Annotated in this window: 2 protein-coding genes; one reads left to right on the top strand and one right to left on the bottom strand. The window is 62.5% G+C overall.

All coding sequences use genetic code 11. The features are described from left to right. Window positions 1–1,234, bottom strand: a 1,234-nt coding sequence (locus W930_RS0125300; protein WP_028731429.1) for a cytochrome c oxidase subunit II, incomplete at its 3' end; no start/stop codon positions are given. A 286-nt stretch (window positions 1,235–1,520) separates the two neighbouring features. Here W930_RS0125300 and W930_RS0125295 point away from each other — a divergent pair. Continuing rightward, window positions 1,521–1,895, top strand: a complete 375-nt coding sequence (locus tag W930_RS0125295) for a MarR family EPS-associated transcriptional regulator (RefSeq protein ID WP_023872551.1) — start codon at window positions 1,521–1,523, stop codon at window positions 1,893–1,895. Window positions 1,896–2,086 lie beyond the last annotated feature (191 nt).

Raw genomic sequence — 2,086 nt, 5'->3', positions numbered from 1 at the left:
GCAGCGTCGCGGCCGCGACGGCGGCGGACGGCGCCGATGCCGGCGCGGCCGCCGGGACTGCTGTCGGGCCGGGTTGGGTCGGCGTGACTGAAGCGGCAGGCGTGGCGGATGGGGCAGGCGTGGCCGATGCGGCGGCGCCCAGGGTCCGGATATACGCCACGAGCGCCTTGAGTTCGTCGTCGGTCAGGTCGATTTTCGGCATGATCGGCGCAAAGCCCTTGGGCACGCGCGCGGTCGGGTTGCGGATGAAGGTGGCGAGAAAGGCATCGTCGACGTGCGCCGAAGTGCCGTCCTGGAACGTTTCGGTCTTGCCGTACAGCCCATGCCAGGTCGGCCCGACGCCTTGCGATCCGTCGACGGTGTGGCACGCGGCGCAGCCCTTTTGCTGCGCCAGCAGCTTGCCCCGTGCGGCCAGTGGGTCGGACGACGACGCCCCGGCGTGCCGCGCCTGCAACGAGGCAAACGTGGGAAGCTTCGCCACCCAGGCGTCGTAGGCCGGTTTGTCGTCGACCACGACCACGCCGCGCATGTTCGCGTGGCCCACGCCGCACAACTGGGCGCAGAGGATGTCGAACCGGCCGATGCGGGTGGGCGTGAGCCACATCTGGGTGACCATGCCGGGCACCATGTTCATGCGGGTGCGAAACGGTGGCACGTAGAAATCGTGCAGGACGTCCTTGGCGCGCAGCAGCAATTTCACCGGTTGCCCGACGAGCAGGTGCAGCTCGGGCGCGTCGACGATGCGGTTGTCCTGGTTCGCGGGGTCTTTCGGATTCAGGCCGAGGGGGTTGTCGGCGGTAACGTAGCTGGGGTCGGATGTGCCTAGACGTCCGTCCGGGCCGGGCAGTCGGAAGCGCCACTGCCATTGCTGGCCGACGACTTCGACCACGCGCGCGTCGTCCGGCGGGCTGATGAGTCTGGCGTAGACGAAAAGTCCGGGCGCAAGCATGGCGGCGATGCCCACGGTCGTGATGCCGATGAGCCAGATTTCGAGACGGCGGTTATGGGGCTCGTAGGCGGCACGGTGCCCATCGCGGTGGCGATAGCGGAAAATGGCCCAGGCGACGAAAAGATTGACGACAACGAAGGCCACGCCGGTGATCACCAGCGTAAGGGTGAGGGTATCGTCCATCTGCCGCCAGTTAGACGCCAGCGGCGTCAGCCACCACGGACTCCAGAAATGAAACGCGAGCGCGGCGACGACGACAAGCGTTAAGCAAATCGGAATGGACATGACAATGCCGGCCTGAAATGTCGCCTTCTACGACCGTACTTCGGGAGGGGCTTGGACAATATACCCCCACCAATTCAGGCTAGACGGCATTCTGGAAGAGTCAAGCTGCAATCATGTGGGAACAGGCATAGCGTCGAGTCGGAGCCACGACGACTCGATACGTTACAGCGGCCCGCTCGCAAGGGACCTCACCACTTATGCTAACGATTTTGTGGCGCTATAAGCCGAATGGGAGAGTACCGAGTACAATGTTCAAGTTCTTACGAAAGATAAACTCGTCAAACTTATGACAAGTCGCCAAGCTAGGCTTCAGGAAGACACATATTTCCGGGTCATGCGAATCCTGCAGGAAAACCCCGATCTCACCCAGCGCGAACTGGCCGAGAAACTGGGTATCAGCGTTGGCGGGTTGAACTACTGTCTCAAGGCCCTAATGGAAAAGGGCCTGGTGAAGATGAAAAACTTCGCCAATTCCAAAAACAAGTTCGGTTACGTCTATGTACTCACCCCAAATGGCCTGGCGGAAAAGGCTGCGATCACGCACCGCTTCCTGCAGCGCAAGATGGACGAATACGACGCACTGAGAGTGGAAATTGAAGCGCTGAGATCTGAAGTCGAGAAGCCCGGTGCGGAGGAAATGCGGCTCCCGCGTTGGCCCTGACGCCATCGACCGGACTGGACGATGGGAACGGCCCTGCACTAGTCGTCACGGCTGCAGATCCAATCGTGGTCAGGCCGGCTGAATTCACTTCCGCGGTGTGGCAAGCGGTGACAGAGGTGACCCAGGGCTCGACACCGGAGCGGTCGGAGGCGCAATCGTCGCGTTGGATGCTGGCCGGAACGACGTAGGTT

It is taken from the genome of Pandoraea sp. E26, assembly GCF_000681415.1.
GTDB classification, from domain to species: Bacteria; Pseudomonadota; Gammaproteobacteria; order Burkholderiales; family Burkholderiaceae; genus Pandoraea; species Pandoraea pnomenusa.
The sequence above is the reverse complement of the archived record's forward strand: the minus strand, read 5'-3'. Positions and strand labels throughout refer to the sequence as shown.

Coding starts and splice junctions, on each gene's coding strand:
- W930_RS0125295 (WP_023872551.1), top strand. CDS start 1,521: ATGACAAGTCGCCAAGCTAGGCTTCAGGAAGACACATATTTCCGGGTC.